Source organism: Veillonella sp. 3891, from assembly GCF_003992315.1.
In the GTDB taxonomy this organism is placed as follows: Bacteria; Bacillota; Negativicutes; order Veillonellales; family Veillonellaceae; genus F0422.
In genome coordinates, this window is record NZ_RQVE01000004.1 from 38,399 (window position 1) to 58,768 (window position 20,370).

At 39.3% G+C, this 20,370-nt stretch carries 19 protein-coding genes and 1 tRNA gene; 15 read left to right on the forward strand and 5 right to left on the reverse strand.

Annotated elements, in window-relative coordinates; all coding sequences use genetic code 11:
* Positions 1–109: 109 nt before the first annotated feature.
* The 3 genes from EO118_RS03145 to EO118_RS03155 are packed head-to-tail and all read right to left on the reverse strand — an operon-like array spanning position 110 to position 3,398.
* The gene (locus EO118_RS03145) at positions 110–868 is read right to left on the reverse strand and encodes a TIGR03943 family protein (RefSeq protein WP_164723823.1); all 759 of its coding nucleotides are present in this window, start codon (positions 866–868) and stop codon (positions 110–112) included.
* Positions 865–2,352, reverse strand: coding sequence for a permease (locus EO118_RS03150; RefSeq protein ID WP_127068598.1), 1,488 nt, complete (start codon positions 2,350–2,352; stop codon positions 865–867). Before EO118_RS03150 ends, EO118_RS03145 begins: the two co-directional genes overlap by 4 nt.
* Before the next feature lie 5 nt (positions 2,353–2,357).
* Positions 2,358–3,398, reverse strand: a complete 1,041-nt coding sequence (locus tag EO118_RS03155) for a GTP-binding protein (RefSeq protein ID WP_127068599.1) — start codon at positions 3,396–3,398, stop codon at positions 2,358–2,360.
* A 277-nt stretch (positions 3,399–3,675) separates the two neighbouring features.
* Here EO118_RS03155 and EO118_RS03160 point away from each other — a divergent pair, with 277 nt between their 5' ends.
* The 15 genes from EO118_RS03160 (at position 3,676) to eno (ending at position 19,641) form a co-directional block, all read left to right on the forward strand.
* A complete protein-coding gene (locus EO118_RS03160) occupies positions 3,676–4,161 on the forward strand; it encodes a ferritin (RefSeq protein WP_009372173.1) in 486 nt (161 codons plus the stop codon).
* Between the two features lie 511 nt (positions 4,162–4,672).
* The gene (locus EO118_RS03165) at positions 4,673–5,149 is read left to right on the forward strand and encodes a CtsR family transcriptional regulator (RefSeq protein ID WP_127068600.1); all 477 of its coding nucleotides are present in this window, start codon (positions 4,673–4,675) and stop codon (positions 5,147–5,149) included.
* A 3-nt stretch (positions 5,150–5,152) separates the two neighbouring features.
* Positions 5,153–5,671, forward strand: coding sequence for a UvrB/UvrC motif-containing protein (locus tag EO118_RS03170; protein WP_127068601.1), 519 nt, complete (start codon positions 5,153–5,155; stop codon positions 5,669–5,671).
* 9 nt (positions 5,672–5,680) lie between these two features.
* Complete coding sequence (locus EO118_RS03175) at positions 5,681–6,754, forward strand: protein arginine kinase (protein ID WP_127068602.1); 1,074 nt, start codon at positions 5,681–5,683, stop codon at positions 6,752–6,754.
* Positions 6,751–9,171 (forward strand): ATP-dependent Clp protease ATP-binding subunit, encoded by a 2,421-nt coding sequence (locus EO118_RS03180; protein WP_127068603.1) that lies wholly within the window; start codon positions 6,751–6,753, stop codon positions 9,169–9,171. The genes EO118_RS03175 and EO118_RS03180 overlap by 4 nt, the downstream gene beginning before the upstream one ends.
* A 236-nt stretch (positions 9,172–9,407) precedes the next feature.
* Positions 9,408–10,232 (forward strand): sirohydrochlorin cobaltochelatase, encoded by an 825-nt coding sequence (locus tag EO118_RS03185; RefSeq protein WP_127068604.1) that lies wholly within the window; start codon positions 9,408–9,410, stop codon positions 10,230–10,232.
* Positions 10,233–10,396: 164 nt separating this feature from the next.
* Positions 10,397–11,104 carry a precorrin-2 C(20)-methyltransferase gene (gene cobI / locus EO118_RS03190; protein WP_127068605.1) on the forward strand — a complete coding sequence of 236 codons (708 nt, stop codon included), beginning with the start codon at positions 10,397–10,399 and terminating at the stop codon, positions 11,102–11,104.
* A 10-nt stretch (positions 11,105–11,114) separates the two neighbouring features.
* Entirely contained in the window at positions 11,115–12,494 is a 1,380-nt protein-coding gene (locus tag EO118_RS03195) for a cobyrinate a,c-diamide synthase (RefSeq protein ID WP_127068606.1), read from the forward strand.
* Between the two features lie 116 nt (positions 12,495–12,610).
* Positions 12,611–12,694: transfer RNA gene (locus EO118_RS03200), tRNA-Leu, on the forward strand.
* A gap of 396 nt (positions 12,695–13,090) precedes the next feature.
* Positions 13,091–13,543: a hypothetical protein gene (locus EO118_RS03205; protein ID WP_127068607.1), complete on the forward strand. Its 453-nt coding sequence runs from the start codon at positions 13,091–13,093 to the stop codon at positions 13,541–13,543.
* A gap of 245 nt (positions 13,544–13,788) precedes the next feature.
* Positions 13,789–14,796 carry a type I glyceraldehyde-3-phosphate dehydrogenase gene (gap, locus tag EO118_RS03210; protein ID WP_127009860.1) on the forward strand — a complete coding sequence of 336 codons (1,008 nt, stop codon included), beginning with the start codon at positions 13,789–13,791 and terminating at the stop codon, positions 14,794–14,796.
* Positions 14,797–14,858: 62 nt separating this feature from the next.
* Entirely contained in the window at positions 14,859–16,037 is a 1,179-nt protein-coding gene (pgk, locus tag EO118_RS03215; RefSeq protein WP_127068608.1) for a phosphoglycerate kinase, read from the forward strand.
* A gap of 6 nt (positions 16,038–16,043) precedes the next feature.
* On the forward strand, positions 16,044–16,796 hold the full coding sequence (tpiA, locus tag EO118_RS03220) for a triose-phosphate isomerase (RefSeq protein WP_370447232.1): 753 nt from the start codon (positions 16,044–16,046) through the stop codon (positions 16,794–16,796).
* Positions 16,797–16,815: 19 nt separating this feature from the next.
* Positions 16,816–18,342, forward strand: coding sequence for a 2,3-bisphosphoglycerate-independent phosphoglycerate mutase (gene gpmI, locus EO118_RS03225; protein ID WP_127068610.1), 1,527 nt, complete (start codon positions 16,816–16,818; stop codon positions 18,340–18,342).
* A 12-nt stretch (positions 18,343–18,354) separates the two neighbouring features.
* A complete protein-coding gene (gene eno, locus EO118_RS03230; protein WP_127068611.1) occupies positions 18,355–19,641 on the forward strand; it encodes a phosphopyruvate hydratase in 1,287 nt (428 codons plus the stop codon).
* Positions 19,642–19,693: 52 nt separating this feature from the next.
* On the opposite strand, the gene EO118_RS03235 is transcribed toward eno, so the two are convergent.
* Positions 19,694–20,044, reverse strand: coding sequence for a type II toxin-antitoxin system RelE/ParE family toxin (locus tag EO118_RS03235; protein WP_127068612.1), 351 nt, complete (start codon positions 20,042–20,044; stop codon positions 19,694–19,696).
* 2 nt (positions 20,045–20,046) lie between these two features.
* A complete protein-coding gene (locus EO118_RS03240; RefSeq protein WP_127068613.1) occupies positions 20,047–20,337 on the reverse strand; it encodes a type II toxin-antitoxin system RelB/DinJ family antitoxin in 291 nt (96 codons plus the stop codon).
* Between the last annotated feature and the right edge of the window lie 33 nt (positions 20,338–20,370).

The following is a 20,370-nucleotide window of genomic DNA, read 5'->3' on the forward strand; positions in this document are numbered from 1 at the left end:
CCATACCCTATCTGAATCATCAGATGGGGTATGGCTTTTATGAGTTCACGATGTATAGAAAAATAACAACGCTCATCAGAATATACTGATGTGCGAATTTTATTGGTATTTAGTTAGGGAAGATATACCCATCGATAGCATCGGCTTGTGTAATTTTGCTGTTTATGATGTATGGTTGTTCTACGCCGTGGAAGTTACGAGTACCGATAGTTCCTTCCATTGTATACCAACTATGTTCTAATAATGGAGTAGTGGAAGAATATTCTGTAGGTAATCCAAATGGAGCCATATCTGCTACGCAACAAATCATTAAATCACGAGCTAATACAAAATCGTTTCCTTGTAATGCTTTGTCATGATAAGAAATATAGCCTGTAGCTGTTACCGTATAGCCTTTGTATTTATCGATGTGATTAGATACTTTCAAAATCGTATCGTAATAATTTTTAGATGTTAATGTAATGTGTCGATGAGTGTCATCGATGCCATCGCCAATGTTTTTATAATCGTTCGTTGGAACTGGTTCTTTAGTAATGGAAATGACTTGGTCCGCAGGTTCTTCCGCTGGTAATGCAAAGGCTTGGGCATGGAAGATGGATGGACTTAATAATAAGGTACATAATCCGTACAAGATGGCATTTCGATACGATGATCCATAGGACCTACGGAATATGTTTTTACTTGCTTTAATCGTGCTCCACAATAATAGTAAAGTTAATGCCCATAATAAAGCGATGATATAGGAATTAGGAGCAATTAAACGATAGATGGAGCCTGTTGTTAATAAATACAACAAAGATAGGCTACAACTAGCAGAGGCCACGATTTCTACGGCGGCGTGAATGTTGATGGTAGGAATGTATTTCATAGTGCATAACCTCCTATGAACGAAAATAGTATACATATAATTGTTGTTCCTAGAATAATGGAAAGACTATATACTTTCACAAAGGAATTAGGGAACAGATTACGTAATAGAACGTAGTTTTTGATATCTAATAATGGTCCAAAAATTAGAAATGCTAAAATTCCAGGTAAAGGAATGACGTTCATAAAGGACCGGGCGATAATGGCATCTGCAGTAGAGCAGATAGATACGCAAAAGGCGAGTGCCATCATACCAAAGATAACTAAAATGGAGCCAGATAAGGAAATATCTTGCAACCATTGTTTAGGTAAAAATAATTGTAACCCACTACTTAGTATAGACCCAATTATGATAAAGGGCAATAGGCGTAAGGTTTCTTCTTGCAATCGTCCGAAAAATCCTACGTCTCTTGACAGCGATTTTACCAGGGTTAACTGTTTCCATGGTGGGAAGGCATCGGTACGACCGTAAATACGGGGCCCACAATACTGGCTCACTATGAATGCTAGTACTATTCCTAGTAAAGGTCTTCCCCAGAGTATCAGAGGTTCTTTGGGGAACGCATAATAAGTGGAGAGTAGCACAATAGGATTTAGTAAAGGACTAATCATCGTAAAGAATAGGCTAACTTTCGATTCCATACCTTGCCGTGTTAGGCTACGTAAGATAGGGATTACCGCACAGTCACAGAGTGGCACTGTGCAAGCCATAATAATCGCTAGTATATAGGCAAACATAGGAGACCGATGCAAATATTTTTCTATGCGATAAGGAGAGGCGTATTGTTCCACTATGACAGAAATACCTGTTCCTAAAAGTAAGAATGGTATCATCTGTAATAGGATAGCCGTTGTCATGGTCACCCAATTTGGCTGTGCATAAAACATATATCCTAAAGTTAATAGGATAGGAATGATAGCATATTGTTTCCATTTAGGTTTAGATATTTGTATAGGTTTTGTAATAGGCCATTGCTTCACATCTCCAGAGGCAATCCAAGTGCTATTAGGCGCTAATTCAGTATATTCTTTAGCATTTTCTTGTGTAGTGTTACCAAGTATGATGGTATTGCTATAACGAATTTGTGAAAGTGGAATTTCTCCTAAATAAGGTAGTTGCTCCTCAATCCATTGTGGATAGGTTACATAATAGATATGTTTAATGTCTAACATATCTCCTAAGGGAGAGCGAAGGAAAAGTTCTTCAAAACTTTCTAAGGAGCCCATGCCATTCCATTCGATCCAAAGTTCACGATACTGGTGATTTTGTAATACTTGCTGACAAACGGAAATAGTGTTCTTGGGATCATCATCGATGGAGAAGGTGTGTGATCTCTCGTTGGAAAGAGCAGGACTTTGTAAGCCCTGCTCAAATTGAAAGAGAAGAACATTTGAAATTTTATGACTTTCAATACCAGCAGTGATGGCGCTTGTCTTTCCTGAACCAAGAAAGCCCATCACTACATGGGTGGGGATAGTTTTCATAGGTGTTACATTGTTCCATTAATAAAAGACTGCAACGCATCATTGTTCAAAGAAGGACCAATGATGGTTAAATATGAATCATGTAATGTGGTAGGAGTAATCTCTAAACCAGTTCCATTGTATTGTACCAAAGCTTGCCCACCTGTGGAAAGAGGGATACATCCTTTCAAGCGTAAGATATGACCAGTTGTATTCGTTTCGATGAGGGCTTTCAAATGATCTTGCCATTCATCGATGGTGCGAGGCAAGGTGCATTCTACGGTGCATGTCAAGAAAGCATCTTTGGCCTGTGCATGATGAGCGATGTGGTCATGGTGAGGAATCTCAGGATGATTCCGAGCTGTATGATGACCTTTGTGGTTTTCAATATTCTTGCTAGCTGACAAAGAAGAGACAGCTTGCTCTCGAGGATACATAGAAATATATTTTGAAAGCTGAATTTCTTTCCATGCCGCGATATAAACAGGTGCAGATGGATTTAGGTGACGAATAATTTCTAAGGTGTTTTGTAATAGATGCTCATCCTCTTGATGGCTAATGAAGACTTGACTAGAATAAGCAATTTGATCTTTAAAGAAGACGCCAAAGTTTTTATAATACATAGGAGCTCGCATGGCATCCACAATGGATACACAACCAGTGAGTTCAATGCGTTTAGCAATGGATGAATCCTTACAAATGGCGAGGATGTCCGATAATTGGCTAACCCCAGATGGTTCAATGATAATATAGTCCACATCTTGAGTGTCTAAAATATCTACTAAAGCTCTACGGAAATCTCCTGCTAAACTACAACAAATGCAGCCAGATGTAAGTTCACGAACAGTATATCCTTTTTCTCGAAGAATGGCTCCATCCAAGTTCACTTGGCCAAAATCATTCTCTAATACTAAAATTCTTGTTGGATCTGGCAATTCTTGTATGAGTTGCTGAATGAATGTTGTCTTTCCAGCACCTAAAAAACCAGAGACGATATATACTTTTACCTTATGGGAACTTAGATTTTGTTTTGCTCGGGTAAAAGCACGACTGATTAGATTCATCATACATCTCACCTCCAATGTGTATAATGGTATATATAATAAAATGAAAGTTCTTGCATAGATAGTATACTCTCTTTTAGTAAGCTATGCATGAATGATTGAGCATTTCAGTCTGTATAACTTATAGTCGTTATCAAAATTAAAAACAAATGATAAAAAATCGAAAAAAATAGAAAAAGAAGATTGATTTATTTCGATTTGTCTGCTATAATGATGTCAAGATATGAGAACATATCGATTTTAATTTTAGTTTATATAAGTATATATGAGGTATAAAAAGATGAATCAAAAAGTAGCACAAGCTCTTAATGAGCAAGTAATTTTCGAATTTAACGCAGCATCCACATATTTAGCTCTTTCCTTAGCTATGGCTGATGCTAACTTCAAAGGTTTCTCTGCATGGTTACGTGCACAATACCAAGAAGAAGTAACTCACGCTTTCAAATTCATTGATTACTTACAAAGCAACAATGAAAAAGTAACATTAGGTGATGTAAAAAATACGGCATCTACTTTGACTAATCCTTTAGAAGTAGCAAAAGCTGTATTGGCTCATGAGCAAATGATTACTGGCAAAATCCACAACTTATATGCATTAGCATTAGAAGAAAAAGATTATGCAACAGTATCTTTCTTGAACTGGTTCGTAGAAGAACAAGTAGAAGAAGAAGCGAATGCAACTGACTTAGTAGATCAATTTACATTTGCACAAGATAGTCGTTCTGCACAATTATTCTTGGACTCCAAATTAGGTAGCCGTCAATAATTGCTATACTCACTCTTACAGTAAAGTGAGAATTTTATATCAAGTTTAACAAAAACCTAACACACATATAAAACATAAAACAAACAAAACAAACAAAACACACAAAACCTAAAACACACAAAACACATAAAACCTAACACACATATAAAACACACAAAACAAAACCTAACACAAGAAATATAACTAGATATAAAGTTGATGTTTGTAAGAGTGATGTTGTTTGCTAACATAAGAATATGGGTAGCCTTTCCGATGGAAAGGCTACTTTTTTTGTCAACGTATAGAGAGATGACAAATGGTAAATGTCATTTAGTTTTATTTTTTTTAACTAAATAGTCAAAAAGTCAAAAAAGTATTTGACAAAGGTCAAAAAGTCAGATATAATCTAACCATAGAAAAGAGCAAAAAGTCAAATCTAGATGTTCTATGTATATAATGACTGATGATGTGTATGTACAGGAATGCATTATAGTAGATAGTACATCATAGATGGAAGAAATGAGGTTATATTATGAGTATTTTAGCAGATAAGATTGAACAGTTTATACTGACGAAATTATTGGAAGAACAGGAAGGTATTACGCTGAGAAGAAATGAACTAGCCGAGACTTTGGATTGTGCGCCCTCACAAATTAGTTATGTGCTGAGTACACGATTTTCAAATGACAGGGGATTCATAGTTCAATCCAGACGGGGATTAGGTGGATCCATCACAATTACTAGAGTTATGGAACCTGTAAGAACACAAGTCCTGATTCCCTTGGAGAAAACTAAAAAACGTAATGAAGAGGAACCCGTTATTACAATTGGTCACATTGACCAGGTGTTGTTTCAACATATGAAAGAAGCGCGCATTACAAAGCGTGAAGCAGCTATGTTGCATGAAGCATTTGTTAGAATTTTACAAGATGTTCCAGTAGAACGTAGAAAGGAAGCAGCAGAGCGTTTCTATCAAGCTATTATGAATATCGTAAATGAGGAGGTGTAGGCTATGAAATGCGATTCTTGTGGGAAAGAAAATGCTAATGTCCATATGACATCGATTGTAAATGGAGTGAAAGAGGAGCATCATTATTGCCAACAATGTGCAAATCAAAAAGAGCAGGGAACGGGATCCATGTTTTCTTCCATGTTTGATGATACCTTTTTCAATAATCAGTTTTTTGCCAATGTGATGTATCCTCAAAGTGCGTTAGGTAACAGCAAATTGAGTGCGTGTCCACAATGTGGAATGACTATATCTGCATTTAATCATCAAGGTCGATTAGGTTGTGATAAGTGCTATGAGGCGTTTCAACAACATTTAGTGCCACTCATTAAGCGCATTCAAGGATCTACATCGTATGAAGGCCGTATTCCTCAACGAGGAGCAGAAGATTTGAGAGTAGAGCAAACCATTAAGCAACTACGGAATGACTTAATTCAGGCGGTAAAGCAAGAGCAATTTGAAAGAGCTGCACAGATTCGTGATGAAATTAAGTCTTTAGAACAGTCTAAAGTATCAAATTAAGGAGGGTCTATGTTACATACAATTTTAGATGAGGCGCTGTCGCCTTGGATGAAAGATACAAGTTTAGATCATCGTATCGTGTTATCTAGTCGTATTCGATTAGCAAGAAACTTTAAGGGGATACCGTTTACCAATCGAGGAGATATCAATGATTTGACTAAAGTTGATGGGTATATGCGTTCTATGATTACCCCTTTACAAACAGTCTATGGTAAAAGTTTTTCAAAAATTAACTTAGAATCTTTAAGTCCTATTGAACGAGATGTATTAGTAGAAAAACATTTGATTTCCCCAAACTTAGCTAATCAAATTCAAGAACGTAGTGTTATTATTTCTGAAGATTCTCGTATTTCTATTATGGTGAATGAAGAAGATCATTTACGGATTCAGTCGATGGAATTGGGATTGCAGCTAGAGAAAGCGTATGAACGAGCTATAGCTGTAGATGATGTCATTGAAAGTAAATACGATTATGCATTTTCTAAAGACTTTGGATACTTAACTGCCTGTCCTACCAATGTAGGAACGGGGCTGAGAGCATCTGTGATGGTCCATGTCCCAGCGTTGTCAATGACGGGTAAATTACAACGTATCATCCGTAGTATAATCCGCATGGGGTATTCTGTACGAGGTCTCTATGGCGAAGGGTCTGAGGGCTTAGGACACGTATATCAAATCTCTAATCAGCAAACCATGGGAATTAGTGAACAAGCAACAATTGAACAACTTTCACAGATTGTACAAGGCGTTGTAAAAGAAGAAGAAAAAGCTAGAGCTGAATTGTGGACTACTGATAAAGAAGGTATAGAAGATAAGGTGTGGAGGTCTTATGGTATCTTGACCCATGCACGCCGTATTTCAGGAGAAGAAGCCTTGGCTTTATTGAGTGATGTGCAATTAGGCATAGATATGAAATTAATCGATGTGACCATGAATTTTCATGAAATGTTAGTCATTACAAGACCAAATTTCCTAGCTAAATTGGTGGGGAAAGAGTCAATGGGTACGCAGGAACGTGATAGTCAACGAGCACAAGTAATACGAGATACCTTATTACGAGGTACAAAAGGAGGAACAATATGATAGAAAGATATACAGAAGGGGCAAAACGTGCGTTAGCGATTGCCCAAGAAAAAGCGATAGAATTTAAACATAATTATGTGGGAACTGAGCATTTGTTGTTAGGTCTTGTAGAAGAAGAAAAATCAGTGTCTGCTCGTGCATTGGCAGCGCTAGGAGTACAAGGGAAATCTTTGGAGCAAGAAGTGATTCGTACAGTTGGTAAAGGTACGCATAGTGGTGGGCAATTGCAAATGACCCCGCGTACGAAACATGTATTGGATTTAGCGCAGCAAGCGGCCAATAGTCGTGGTCATAACTACATCGGTACAGAGCACATTTTATTGGGCCTATTGTACGATGGTGGCGGTGTAGCCATGCAATTATTGGCATCGAAAGGAATTCGTCCAGAAGATGTAGTAGAAAAAGTAAATGCTATTGTAGGCGGTGAAGAACAAAGCTCTAATCCAACACCAGCTAGTGACTTAGGTGAAATTTCTGATTATGCTACAGATCTTAATGAAAGTGCAAAACAAGGCAAGATTGATCCTGTCATTGGTCGTGATACAGAAATTCAACGGGTAATTCAGATTTTAAGCCGTCGCACAAAAAATAATCCAGTCCTTATCGGGGAACCTGGGGTTGGTAAAACGGCTATTGCTGAGGGCTTAGCACAACGTATTGTCAGTGGTGATGTGCCGGATGTATTACGAGATAAACGCATTATTTCGGTAAGCTTAAGTTCCATGTTAGCTGGAGCAAAATACCGCGGTGAGTTTGAAGAGCGTTTGAAAAAAGTGATGGATGAAGTACAAGCACATGATGATATGATTGTATTTATTGATGAAATTCATACTTTGATTGGAGCAGGCGCTACAGACGGAGCTATGGATGCGGCGAATATTCTAAAGCCAGCTTTAGCTCGTGGTAATTTCCAAGTGATTGGTGCCACTACATTAGATGAATATAAGAAACATATTGAGAAGGATGCTGCCTTAGAACGTCGTTTCCAACCAGTACAAGTAGGAGAACCAAGTGAAGAAGATGCTTTATCTATTTTGAAAGGCTTACGTGATCGCTATGAAGCATTCCACAAGGTGCAAATTACAGATGAAGCCTTGGCAGCGGCTGTACACTTATCAAGTCGTTATATTGCAGATCGATTCTTGCCAGACAAGGCAATCGATGTAATGGATGAAGCAGCGTCTAAAGTACGTATGGCTGTATTTACAGCAACTCCAGATGTGAAAGCATTAGAAGATGAGTTAGTACAAGTGCAAAAAGAAAAAGAGGCAGCTGTGACAGCTCAAGATTTTGAACGAGCAGCTACACTTCGTGATAAAGAAAAAGAATTAGAGTCTGACATTGCATCAAAACAAGAAGATAGCAAAAAAGATAGCGAAGCTAAGTTAGTGGTTACAGAATCTGAAATTGCTGCAGTAGTGTCTGAGTGGAGTGGAATTCCTGTTTCCCGTGTGGCAGAGGAAGAATCAGAACGATTATTACGTTTGGAAGAAGAATTGCATCAACGTGTGATTGGTCAAGATGAAGCTGTAGTAGCTGTATCAAAAGCTGTCCGCCGTGCTAGAGCTGGATTAAAAGACCCTAAACGCCCTATTGGATCCTTCTTATTCTTAGGTCCTACTGGAGTTGGTAAAACAGAACTAGCTAGATCCTTGGCATCTAATTTATTTGGTGATGAAAATGCTATGATTCGCATCGACATGTCAGAGTATATGGAAAAACATGCGGTGAGCCGTTTAGTGGGAGCGCCTCCGGGCTATGTTGGATATGATGAAGGCGGTCAATTAACTGAGGCTGTTCGTCGCCGCCCATATAGCGTAGTTCTCTTCGATGAAGTAGAAAAAGCGCATCCAGATTTCTTTAATATGTTATTGCAAGTGTTGGATGATGGACGATTAACAGATAACCAAGGTCGTACTGTTGATTTCAGAAATACAGTCATCATTATGACAAGTAACTTAGGAGCGAAATATCTCAAAGAAGATACGGCAGCTATGGGATTCTTAGCGGCTAAAGGAGAACATGAAAGTGGAAAAGATAAAGAATCTATGAAAAAAGATGTGCTCCAAGCTGTGAAATCTCATTTCCGTCCAGAGTTTTTGAATCGTATTGATGAAATGATTGTATTCCATGCATTAGAAACAGAGCAATTACAAAAAATTGTTCGTATCCTATTGCAATCGGTGACAACACGATTACATGAACAAGGGATGGAATTAGAAGTATCTGATGAAGCTATGGAAAAAATTGTAGCAGAAGGAACTGACTTTGCTATGGGGGCAAGACCATTAAAACGAGCCATCCAACGGTTAGTAGAAGACCCAATTTCTGATGCTATCTTAGAAGGAAAAGCTGGAGAAGGTAAAACAATTCATGTAGTAGTAGAACATGATGACATTGCGATTGCCGTGAAGTAATATATATGGAGAGCTATACTTAGTTGTTAAGTAAACAATTAGGTATAGCTCTTTTATGTTCGACTTTACTATACTACGTCAGGTATTGGACATAAAAATAAGAAGTCTATATTGAAGTAGTGTAATCCATTAGTGTGAGAAGAATTTGGTTGATGACTTATATTTATTTTACAGAACTCTATTTTTCTTATACACTATAGATTAGGTATATTCTTAATTTAAGTATGAGGTATAACATGAAAGAGATTATATTAGTCACATCTTTTGGCTCTACAGTGGATAGTGCTAGAGAAAAACAAATCTTTCCAGTAGTAGAGGACATTCGTAAGGCTAACCCGGAACATGAAGTTCGAGTGGCTTTTACATCACGTATTGTCATTAAACGTTTGAAAGATAGAAATATTGTATTTCAAAATGAAATTGAGGCCATGGAATCGATTGTGGCGGAAGGGTATGAACGTATCATTGTACAGCCTACACATTTAGTAGGTGGTGCAGAGTTTGATAAGCTTCGCAAAAATATTATGGCTTTCAATGGACAGGGTTCTGTACAAGACATCGTATTTGGTAGACCTCTTCTGTATTTCATGGGACAAGAGGAGGAAGTACCAGATGATTATCAAACCCTGATTGATCGATTTATTAAAGCCTTACAGGTTCCTACAACAGAAGATTTACTTTTAGTAGGCCATGGGGGATTTAATGTAGGAAATGCATCTTACGCAGTACTACAATTGAAATTACAATATGAAGGGTTCCGTAATATATCTGTTGCTACCTTGGAGAACTTTCCAACTCCGGAAGATATCTTGGCACGATGGGAACGAGAAGGTCACGAACGTAAAAAAGTACATTTACACCCATTATTATTAGTTTGTGGTGACCATGCCTTGAATGATTTATTCGGAGAGGAAGAAGACAGTTTGCTTTCTGAATTAACAACAGCAGGCTATGAAGTGGTACCCTATGAAAAGGGTCTTGGAGAATACAAAGAAATTCAAGATATTTATGTGGATCATTTGGCAGATGCTATGCAAGGGTTATATCAAAAAAGATTATAACGTTATGATTCATGATAATTTGATGGTTAAGGGATTTTCCAGTAGTGTATAGAAGAGTATTTCGTGTACATTCATGGGTAATCATGATATACTAAACAAGTTATAGTAGATTAGAAGTAGTAAATCTTACTAGTTCCATGTTGATAGATAAAAGGGGTGTCCTGATGAAAGGTAAATTATATGGTATAGGTGTAGGTCCTGGGGATTCTGAATTGATGACTGTAAAAGCTGCTCGTATTGTGGGAGAAGCAGATGTTATCATTACACCGAAAACAGAAAAGAAAGATGGCTCTGTAGCCTTACATATTGCAGAACCATATATTCAAGAACATACAGAAATCGTACCTGTTGTATTCCCAATGGTATTGGATGATAATGAACAATCTAAAGGCTGGGAAGAAGCACGTAAAATCATTACTGGATTACTCGAAGAAGGTAAAAAAGTTGTATTCTTAACATTGGGAGATCCAATGTTTTACAGTACATACATGTATGTATATCGCTTAGTAGAATCTGCTGGTTTTGATATTGAAACTATTCCGGGTGTTACTGCATTCTGTGCAATCGGATCTCACTTGGGGTACCCAATTGTAGAAAAAGAAGAAGTATTAGCGATTATTCCAGCCACAGCACCAAAGGAAAAAATTGATGCTGTACTTGCCGTAGCTGATGATGCAGTCATTATGAAAGTGTATAGAAACTTTGCGGAAGTACAAGAAACACTTCGCAAACATGATATGGCAGATGAAGCGGTAATGATTTCTCGTGTTGGATTGCCAGAGGAAGAAGTCTATCGCAATGTAGATACTTTGTCATCTGATACAAAACTAAATTATTTATCTACAATTTTGGCGAAGCGTAAAGATCGCTAAGAGGTATGTTATGAACACTGTACAACGACCAAGAATTGTCATAGCAGGCACCAACTCAGGTGTCGGTAAAACAACCATTGTAGCAGGGCTTTTGGCGGCTTTGACAGAGCAAGGCAAAGCAGTACAGGCATTTAAAGTAGGCCCGGATTATATTGATCCGGGCTTTCATAAAATTGCTAGCCAACGAGAATGTTACAACTTAGATACATGGCTTGTGCCACCACATAAATTAATACCTTTTTTTGCAGGACAAGCAGAAACGGCAGATATTTCCATTATAGAAGGCGTAATGGGGCTATATGATGGGGGCCGTGAAGGTATTAGTTCCACGGCGCAAGTAGCCAAAGATTTAAATGCACCAGTGGTGTTAGTGATCGATTGTAAGGCAATGGGAGAAAGTGCGGCAGCCATTGCTAAAGGCTTTCGAGATTATGATCCAGAGGTACAATTTGGTGGGGTTATTTTGAATCGATTAGGGTCGGATAATCATGAACATATGATACGGACGGCGATGAAGAAATTGGGTGTTCCCGTACTAGGTGCCATTCGTCGTGACGAACGCATGCAATCACCAGAACGTCACTTAGGATTGACACCAGTGACAGAAATTGATCCTACGGATGCTATTGCTACTATTCGAGAAGCTGTGAAAGTCATGGTGAATTTGGAAGCCTTAGTAGATTTGGCTCAAAGTGCTCCTGATTTAGCAGTTGAGGAAGTAGAAACGGTAGGGACGATTAATAAACGAGCGCGTATCGGCATCGCCATGGATGAAGCTTTTTCTTTTTATTATCCAGCTAGTTTAGCAGCATTAGAAGCGGAAGGGGCTGAGCTGCATTATTTTAGTCCTCTAAAAGATCAAGTTTTACCAGATGTAGATGGAATCTTTTTTGGCGGAGGTTTTCCAGAGATGTTTTTGTCTCAATTAGGATACAATACATCTATGAAAGATAGTATACGTAAGGCCAGTGAAAAAGGGATGCCAATTTATGCGGAATGTGGCGGTCTCATGTATATGACAGAAGCAGTGACAGATTTTGAAGGGAATACCTACCCGATGGTAGGGGTTGTACCAGCTACCTGTGAAATGCAACAAACCTTACAACGTGTAGGTTATGTAAGTGCCACTATGCTGGAGCCAAGCATTTTAGGATCTGTAAAAGATACTTTGCGTGGACATGAGTTTCATTTTTCCACAATGACGCCGACCCAAAGTCCATTTCCATGGGCATTTGAATTAGTAGGTGGACGTAAACCTAAAGCCTATCAAGGTGGATATGCACATAAGAATGTGTTAGCCTCTTATTTGCATATTAATTTTTCAGGTAGTGAAGCTGCGGCGAAAGCTTTTGTAGATTCCTGTGAAGTATATAGTCAACGGAAACAGTAGTAAGAGTATAGATTGATGTTAAATTAATAATTCTACTTTGCGTTTTAGGTATACTATAAAAGGTAGAAAAAGATTGACATTTTTTTTGTCTCTGTGTATACTAATATCGTTGACGAGCCGGAGTGGCGGAATGGCAGACGCACTTGACTCAAAATCAAGCGGGTAACACCGTGTGGGTTCAAGTCCCACCTCCGGCACCAACGATTAGCAGATACTGTGTAACAGTATCTGCTTTTTTATTTTGTGTTGAAATATGGTAATTATTCTTGCAAAGAGCGTATTGTTAGTAATAAGAGTTATAAGAATATAGATAGCATAATCTAGGGAGAAACATCATCAAGATAGTTTGAAATAAGATCTATTATGATTATTTTATATAGCTTTCATGATGAAAAATAATTGACGTTTTGTAGAAATTTATATATGATAGTCACAAATTAGGATGATAATAATTTGCAAAAAGTTATATAAAAATAGAGGAGGCTAGGAGGTCCTAGTGAAAAATGATGCATATACACTATAAGAAAGGAGGGACCCTATGTCGGGCGAGCGTAAAAGACTATGTATAAGAACGTATGAAATTAATAGGAAATCGAATGAGGGAAAAAGCTATGGATGGATACGAGTATACATTGGATAAAACGGGTTTTTATAAAATCCTTTTTAGTACGTCTTTGACAGTAGCCAAGGAACAATTGCATACGGCATTAACACCAAAGAAGCTGGAAGGGGCGGTGGAATATATGTGTATGCTTTGTACTTGTATGAATTTGGCCATTGATCAAAACCAACTAGAATGTGCCAAGTTTAATGATGGAATTGTAGAAGAGTATGTAAGCTTAGTAGATGTCATCATTAGTAATGAAGGATGCATTAACTATGTAAAAGCAGCTAAGATTGACGAATTATTTATAAAGTCTGCTGAGTTGGTACGGGCATTGTTGCAAGGGGGCGCATTAACTGAACAGTTGGGAGAGTTACAACGGACTTATCATTATTGGAGTCTGAAACAGCGCATGTATGGTTCGCGAAAAAGATTACTTCATTGAAGAATAAGAAGTGATGTGTATACATTACCATAGTGAGTAATGTATCAGTCGTAACAAAATTTGGGTAGATATAATAGAGGAAAGTTGAACGGAGAGGAGCAACTTTCCTCTATCTTCTTATCTAGCATCATTAGGTAAATGGCTTTCTATTGATGAGGACAAAAAACTTGCACCAACCCCAATAGTCTTGTAAAATAGAGGTATAACAACTTATATAATACAAGATTTTTTAGGAGGAATTGATTATGGCAGTGAAGATTGGTATTAATGGCTTTGGTCGTATTGGTAAATGCGTCATGCGCGCAGCTCTTAACAACCCAGAGGTGGAAGTAGTAGCCATTAATGATACTGGTGATATTGAAGGTTCCGCTTTACTGTTTAAACATGACTCAATTCATGGCAACTTAAGCTGTGACGTGTCTGTAGAAGGTGAATATTTAGTGGTAGACGGCAAAAAAACACGTGTATTCTGTGACCGTGATCCAGCAAACTTAGACTGGTCCTCCGAAGGGGTAGAAGTGGTTATCGAATGTACGGGTGTGTTCCGTTCTCGTGAAAAAGCAGCAGCTCATTTGGGTGGCACTGTAAAAAAAGTAATTATTTCCGCACCGGGTAAAGATGAAGATAAAACTATCGTAATGGGCGTGAATGAAAGTGAATATGATCCAGCGACACACCATGTTGTATCTAATGCAAGCTGCACTACAAACTGCTTAGCTCCATTTGCAAAAGTATTGCATCAAGAATTTGGTATTAAACGTGGTATGATGACAACAGTACATTCTTACACTAATGACCAACGTGTTTTGGATGCACCACATAAAGACTTACGTCGTGCTCGTGCAGCAGCGATGTCTATTATTCCTACTACCACAGGTGCAGCGAAAGCAGTGGCCTTAGTATTACCTGAATTGAAAGGTAAATTGAACGGCTTTGCTCTTCGTGTACCTACTCCAAATGTGTCTGTTACAGACTTAGTAGTAGAACTTGAAAAAGAAGCAACTAAAGAAAGCATCAATGCGGCATTCCGCAAAGCAGCTGAAGGCGAGTTAAAAGGTATTCTTGGCGTATCTGATTTGCCATTAGTATCCAAAGACTTCAATGGTGATGCTCGTAGTTCTATCGTAGATGCTGACTTGACAATGGTGATGGAAGGCAATATGGCAAAAGTAGTAGCTTGGTATGACAATGAGTGGGGCTATTCCTCTCGTATTGTTGACCTAGCTGTGTACATGAGCAAACGAGGCTTATAATCTGCGAGGGACTACGAGAGTAGTCCCTTTTTGGCATATGTATTGTGTATATAGGAGACAGTATGAAACTTTCACTAGCAAATATGAATGTAGCAAATAAAACTGTATTTGTACGAGTTGATTTTAATGTGCCTTTGAAAGATGGTGTTATCACTGACGACACACGGATTCGTGCGACCTTACCTACCTTGCGCCATTTGATTAGCGAAGGGGCAAAAGTTGTCATTGCATCCCATTTAGGTCGCCCTAAAGGAGAGCGTAAACCAGAGTTTACTTTGGCTCCTTGCGCCAAACGATTGAGTGAACTATTAAAACAACCAGTTCGTTTCGTAGAAGATTGCATTGGTGAGATTCCAGCGCAAGCTGTGTCCGAAATGAAATCTGGGGATGTAGTTGTCTTAGAAAACCTTCGTTTCTATAAAGAAGAAGAAAAAAATGACCCTACCTTTGCGAAAGCCTTAGCTGACTTAGCAGAAGTAGGTGTAAATGATGCCTTTGGCGTATCTCATCGTGCCCATGCCTCTGTGGAAGGGATTACAAAACACTTGCCAATGGGAGCTGGTTTCTTATTAGAAAAAGAAATTCGCTATGTAGGCGGTGCTGTAGAGCATCCAGAACACCCATTTGCAGCTATTATCGGCGGTGCTAAGGTGAGTGACAAAATTGAAGTCATTTCTAACTTATTACCAAAAGTAGAAGTGCTAATCATCGGTGGTGGTATGGCCAATACTTTCGTAGCGGCCCAAGGTCTTAATGTAGGGACTTCCTTGGTAGAAGCAGATAAATTTGAGTTAGCTCGTGAATTAATCGCTCGTGCGAAGGAAACGAATACTAATTTATTGTTGCCAGTAGATTTCGTAGTAGCTGATGCTTTCAGTGAAACTGCTAATCACAAGGTGGTGGATGCCACAGCCATTGAAGAGGGCTGGATGGCGTTAGATATTGGACCGAAGAGCCGTGAGCTATTCGCAGAGGCCTTAGCACCGATGAAAATGATCGTTTGGAATGGTCCTATGGGCGTATTCGAAATGGAAGCCTTCGCAGGTGGTACCAATGCGGTAGCGAAAGCGGTGGCAGAGGCGAGTGCGACCACAATTGTAGGCGGTGGTGATTCGGTAGCGGCCATTGAAAAAAGCGGTTTAAGTCACAAAATTTCTCATATTTCCACTGGTGGCGGCGCCTCTCTAGAATATTTAGAAGGCAAAGTGTTACCAGGTATTGCAGCCTTACAAGAGGCATAGGAGGTTATCATGCGACAACCGATTATTGCAGGGAACTGGAAAATGCATATGACGAATACGGAAGCCACAGTATACGTAGAACAATTGAAACCATTAGTGTCGGATACTAGCTGTGAAGTGGTGGTATGCCCTCCGTTTACAGCCATTAGCACTGTAGCTGATTTGGCGGAAGACACTAAGGTTCGTGTAGGAGCACAAAACGTGTTCCATGAAGAATCTGGTGCCTATACAGGGGAAGTATCTCCTTCGATGTTGACAGATTTAGGTGTGTCCTATGTAATTGTAGGGCATTCTGAACGACGTTCTATCTTTAAAGAAGTGGATCGCTGCGTGAACAAGCGTGTACGCATTGTCTTACAACATGGCATGAGCCCTATCCTTTGCGTAGGTGAAAGTTTAAACCAACGTGAAAGTGGAGAAACGGTGGCGTTCATTCATTCCCAATTAGAAATGGGATTGCATGGAGTGCCAGCGGAAGAAATGACAGAAGTAGTGATTGCCTACGAACCGATTTGGGCCATCGGCACAGGTCGTACAGCCACAGCGGAACAAGCTGGGGAAGTATGCCAAAGTATTCGTGAGAAAATCGCTGCTATGTATACGCCTGAAATTGCAGAACAAGTGCGCATTCTGTACGGTGGCAGTGTAAAGCCGGAGAATGCAAAAGATATTTTAGCTCAAGTCCATGTAGATGGTGCGTTAGTGGGCGGTGCTTCTTTGGAAGCAGAGACTTTCACAGGCATTATTAAAGCTTGTTAATATAGGTTTGAGGTAGAGTATGGCAAAATTAAAAGGACCAGTGATGCTAACTATCCTTGATGGATTCGGCATCGGGGACGGTCAAGACCCAACAAATGCGGTGGTGCAAGCGAACCCCCGAACATTTTTAGATCTGTGGGACACGTGTCCTCATACCTTACTAGAAGCATCTGGTATGGCGGTGGGTTTGCCGGATGGACAAATGGGAAACTCTGAAGTAGGCCATTTGAACATCGGTGCAGGGCGTATTGTGTACCAAGAATTGACGCGCATTACAAAAGAAGCACAAGAAGGGACCTTATTCACTCGCCCTACCTTGGTGAAAGCCTATGAAGAAGGGGCTAAACAAGCTTTGCATCTAGTAGGCTTGTTATCGGATGGGGGTGTCCACTCTCATATTGATCACTTGAAAGAACTGATTCGTGGTGCCAAAGCAGCAGGTGTAACGAAGGTATACATTCATGCCTTCTTAGATGGTCGTGATGTACCTCCACAAAGTGCGTTGGCCTATATTGATGATATAGCTCACTACTGTAACGAGTTGGGTTTAGGATCGATTGCGACGATAGGTGGCCGTTATTATGGCATGGACCGTGATCAACGATGGGAACGAGTACAATTGGCATACAATGCCATGGTCTGTGGTAGTGGTACAGAAGTAGGTTGTGCCCATGAAGCGGTAAAACGTAGCTATGTAGAGGAAACGACAGATGAATTTGTCATTCCATCAGTGGTAGAAGGGTACGAAGGTATGCAAGATGGCGATGCGATCTTATTCTTTAACTTCCGTCCTGACCGAGCTCGCCAATTGGTGCGTGCTGTGGTGGATCCGAAGTTCACTGGATTTGAACGGAAACGAGTATTGCAAGGTTCCTATGTGGCGAGCATGACTCGATACGAAGCAGACTTGCCAGTACCTGTGGTGTATGATAAAGAATTATTAACAGATACCTTAGGAGAAGTATTATCCAAGGGTGGCTATCGTCAATTGCGTATTGCAGAAACAGAGAAATATGCTCATGTCACGTATTTCTTCAATGGTGGTAAGGAAGATGTATTCCCTGGGGAAGATCGAATTTTAGTGCCCTCTCCGAAGGTAGCTACCTATGATTTGCAACCGGAGATGAGTGCTCCAGAGGTAACGGAAAAGGTTGTATCCGCCATTCGCAGTGGCGATTATGATATGATTATCTTGAATTATGCTAACCCAGATATGGTAGGTCATACGGGTGATTTTGAAGCTGCAAAACGAGCGATTTTAGCCGTAGATGTGGGGCTTTCAGAAATCGTAAAAGCTATTCAAGAGATGAAAGGACAATTGTTAATTACAGCAGACCATGGAAATTCTGAGGTCATGGTGGACCATACCACAGAAATTCCGCACACGGCGCATACGACGAATCTGGTACCACTCATTTTAGTGGGAGCTCCAGAGGGTGTAACCTTGCGACCAGGTCGGCTATGTGATTTAGCACCAACTATGTTAGCTTTAGGCGGTATTGAACAGCCTGAAGCTATGAGTGGTGAAAGTTTGTTAGTACAATAAGGAGAAGTAACAATGGCAGTAATTACTGATGTATACGCAAGAGAGATTATGGATTCCCGTGGCAATCCAACAATAGAAGTAGAAGTATATTTAGAAGACGGTACGATTGGTCGTGCAGCGGTTCCATCTGGGGCATCTACTGGTCAATTTGAAGCGGTGGAATTGCGCGATAGCGAGTCTCCTCGTTACTTAGGCAAAGGTGTATTACAAGCAGTAGCAAACGTGAATGATATTATTGGACCTGCTATTTTAGGCTTTGATGCATCTGAGCAAGTGGCTATTGATGGGTTAATGATTGAGTTAGATGGCACTCCTAATAAAGCAAAATTAGGTGCTAATGCTATCTTAGGTGTATCCATGGCGGTAGCTCGTGCAGCAGCTGAATCCTATGATTTACCATTATTCCAATATTTAGGTGGTACGAACGCAAAAGAATTGCCAGTACCAATGATGAACATTTTAAATGGTGGTGCTCATGCAGATAATAACGTGGATATCCAAGAGTTTATGATCATGCCAATTGGTGCCACAAGCTTTATGGAAGCCCTACGCTATTGTGCAGAAGTATACCATACATTGAAAGGTGTATTGAAAGCGAAAGGCTTGGCAACTGGTGTAGGTGATGAAGGTGGCTTTGCCCCTAACTTAGGTTCCAACGAAGAAGCATTACAAGTGATTACAGAAGCTATCGAAAAAGCAGGTCTTGTAGTGGGTAAAGATATTGTATTTGCTATCGATGCAGCATCTTCTGAGTTCTATAAAGATGGTAAATACCACTTAGCTGGTGAAGGCAAAGTAAAAACAGCGGCTGAAATGGTAGAATACTATGCGGAACTTTGTGAAAAATATCCAATCTACTCCATCGAGGATGGTCTAGCAGAAGAAGATTGGGAAGGCTGGAAATTATTGACAGATCGACTAGGTAAAACTGTTCAATTAGTAGGTGACGATTTATTCGTAACTAACACAGAACGCTTGTCCCGTGGTATCAAAGAAGATACAGCGAATGCGATCTTAATTAAAGTGAACCAAATTGGTACTTTGACAGAAACATTCGATGCTATTGAAATGGCAAAACGTGCAGGCTATACAGCTGTGATCTCTCACCGTTCTGGTGAAACAGAAGATTCCACAATTGCTGATATCGCTGTAGCAGTAAACGCTGGTCAAATCAAAACTGGTGCCCCAGCTCGTTCCGAACGTGTAGCAAAATACAATCAATTACTTCGCATTGAAGATATGTTGGCAGAAACGGCGCAATACCGTGGTAGCAATGTGTTCTATAACATCAAACGATAAGAATATGTGAAAATGTAAAAAGGACCCTGCGGGGTCCTTTTTAATTAAAAACCTATATGTATTTCCCGTATACTGTAGGAAATTCTTGTAAGAACAAACTATAATTAGGCGCTTGGCGCTGGTTTAATACCGCAAGAATAGTAACAGTATGATATAATTCGTTGATACTATAATAAATATCATATTTTTCAAAAGAATAGATATGATATACGTTTTTAGTATATTTAGCTATCTCTAGAATACGATATCGATGTGGTAGATATGACAAACTTTTTATAGCTTCATAAATTTTATTTGAAATATGTTTAGCAGTTTCTACTGAGAAAGATTCAGCCATATAACAATAGATATTTAAAACATTGTATTCCGCAAATGATGAAAGTTGTACATCATAGGTTTCCATAATTACTCTCCTAGTAAAGTAGTGAAAAATTCTTTAGCAGAACGTCCATGACCGTGGTTTGTTTCCTCAACACCACGAGATAAAATTTCTTCTAATTCGGAAGGGCTGAAGTCAGCTGTACTAAGAGGTGGTGTATTTAACTTTAAATCAAAAGGTAGGCCTTTATGTAATATAATTTGTCGGTAAAATAAATCAATAGCGACAGCGCGACTAAGGCCAAGGTCTTCTAAAATAGCTTCAGCATGTTGTTTCACATTTTCATTAATTCGAACATTAACACTAGCAGATTTCATGATAATCTCCTTTCTGTTTAATATATTAACTAA

Excerpts from the sequence above, each read along its gene's own strand:
- EO118_RS03145 (WP_164723823.1), bottom strand. The coding sequence starts at position 868 with ATGAAATACATTCCTACCATCAACATTCACGCCGCCGTAGAAATCGTG.
- EO118_RS03150 (WP_127068598.1), bottom strand. The coding sequence starts at position 2,352 with ATGAAAACTATCCCCACCCATGTAGTGATGGGCTTTCTTGGTTCAGGA.
- EO118_RS03155 (WP_127068599.1), bottom strand. The coding sequence starts at position 3,398 with ATGATGAATCTAATCAGTCGTGCTTTTACCCGAGCAAAACAAAATCTA.
- EO118_RS03160 (WP_009372173.1), top strand. The coding sequence starts at position 3,676 with ATGAATCAAAAAGTAGCACAAGCTCTTAATGAGCAAGTAATTTTCGAA.
- EO118_RS03165 (WP_127068600.1), top strand. The coding sequence starts at position 4,673 with ATGAGTATTTTAGCAGATAAGATTGAACAGTTTATACTGACGAAATTA.
- EO118_RS03170 (WP_127068601.1), top strand. The coding sequence starts at position 5,153 with ATGAAATGCGATTCTTGTGGGAAAGAAAATGCTAATGTCCATATGACA.
- EO118_RS03175 (WP_127068602.1), top strand. The coding sequence starts at position 5,681 with ATGTTACATACAATTTTAGATGAGGCGCTGTCGCCTTGGATGAAAGAT.
- EO118_RS03180 (WP_127068603.1), top strand. The coding sequence starts at position 6,751 with ATGATAGAAAGATATACAGAAGGGGCAAAACGTGCGTTAGCGATTGCC.
- EO118_RS03185 (WP_127068604.1), top strand. The coding sequence starts at position 9,408 with ATGAAAGAGATTATATTAGTCACATCTTTTGGCTCTACAGTGGATAGT.
- cobI (WP_127068605.1), top strand. The coding sequence starts at position 10,397 with ATGAAAGGTAAATTATATGGTATAGGTGTAGGTCCTGGGGATTCTGAA.
- EO118_RS03195 (WP_127068606.1), top strand. The coding sequence starts at position 11,115 with ATGAACACTGTACAACGACCAAGAATTGTCATAGCAGGCACCAACTCA.
- EO118_RS03205 (WP_127068607.1), top strand. The coding sequence starts at position 13,091 with ATGAGGGAAAAAGCTATGGATGGATACGAGTATACATTGGATAAAACG.
- gap (WP_127009860.1), top strand. The coding sequence starts at position 13,789 with ATGGCAGTGAAGATTGGTATTAATGGCTTTGGTCGTATTGGTAAATGC.
- pgk (WP_127068608.1), top strand. The coding sequence starts at position 14,859 with ATGAAACTTTCACTAGCAAATATGAATGTAGCAAATAAAACTGTATTT.
- gpmI (WP_127068610.1), top strand. The coding sequence starts at position 16,816 with ATGGCAAAATTAAAAGGACCAGTGATGCTAACTATCCTTGATGGATTC.
- eno (WP_127068611.1), top strand. The coding sequence starts at position 18,355 with ATGGCAGTAATTACTGATGTATACGCAAGAGAGATTATGGATTCCCGT.
- EO118_RS03235 (WP_127068612.1), bottom strand. The coding sequence starts at position 20,044 with ATGGAAACCTATGATGTACAACTTTCATCATTTGCGGAATACAATGTT.
- EO118_RS03240 (WP_127068613.1), bottom strand. The coding sequence starts at position 20,337 with ATGAAATCTGCTAGTGTTAATGTTCGAATTAATGAAAATGTGAAACAA.